This window comes from Facklamia sp. P12945, assembly GCF_050409485.1.
Lineage (GTDB): Bacteria > Bacillota > Bacilli > Lactobacillales > Aerococcaceae > Facklamia.
Map to the genome: position 1 here is coordinate 1 of NZ_JBNUPJ010000054.1, position 815 is coordinate 815.

Here is an 815-nt window from a genome sequence, read left to right on the forward strand (position 1 = left end):
TGATGTGAACCTCAAAAGTTGGAGTTTGTATTTAAACGGTTAATTGAATGGTATAGATTCGGTATTCAAGCAAAGACATACCGCTCAATTTTTGTTTTATTCTTCTATGATTATAGTGATGAATATATTGATTAATCTTATTCATCAGTTTCTTATAACTTGTCAGTGGTTCTCCATAATAGGCCTTAAATACAGTTTCTGCTCATCGGCTGTCTTGAACGCTGTCACATCAGCGATTAATTTTTGAAGAGGATATTTTGCACTAAAGCGACGATTGAGGGGGTTGGGAGCAATTGTTCCTTTGTAAGAGCTATAGCGACGTGACTTTCGCCAGAATTTTGTACATTTTAAGCCGAGCTTATTCATGATTCGTAAAGCTTTTTAGGGTTAATTTTTTGATGGTGTGTTTTGTATAATTCAGCCGTAATTCATCGATAACCATAGGTTTCATAGAGTTCGTGAAATATTTGTTGAGTCTTTTCTTCTAATTCTGAATCATCAGTAACTTTATTCTTTTGACGAAGTCCGTTTTTATTAAGTTTCTTTACCACTTTGGGCGGCCTTTCTATCGGTCTATTCAGAGCTTTAGAACCCCCTTCAAGATAAACGCCTTTGCAATTAGCTAGCATTGATGGATTCGTAAGGTTAAAGGCGATTGCCGTTTCTTTATAGGAAGCAGCTATTCTTTGCTTAAAGTGTAAAACATTCAGCTTAAAAATCTAAAGAATAATCTGCTTTTCCTTGAATTGCTTTTAACCCATTTGCCCCCTATCTTTTATAAGTGTAAACCCGATTCTTGACTAAAGAAGGTGAAG

The 815-nt window shown here is 35.3% G+C and carries 1 protein-coding gene and 1 pseudogene; both read right to left on the reverse strand.

Features of this window, described 5'->3' with window-relative positions:
- Positions 1-31: 31 nt before the first annotated feature.
- A pseudogene (locus ACQV2X_RS08730) lies at positions 32-169 on the reverse strand (IS3 family transposase); the annotation flags it as partial.
- Between the two features lie 259 nt (positions 170-428).
- Positions 429-551: a hypothetical protein gene (locus ACQV2X_RS08735; RefSeq protein ID WP_428876645.1), complete on the reverse strand. Its 123-nt coding sequence runs from the start codon at positions 549-551 to the stop codon at positions 429-431.
- Between the last annotated feature and the right edge of the window lie 264 nt (positions 552-815).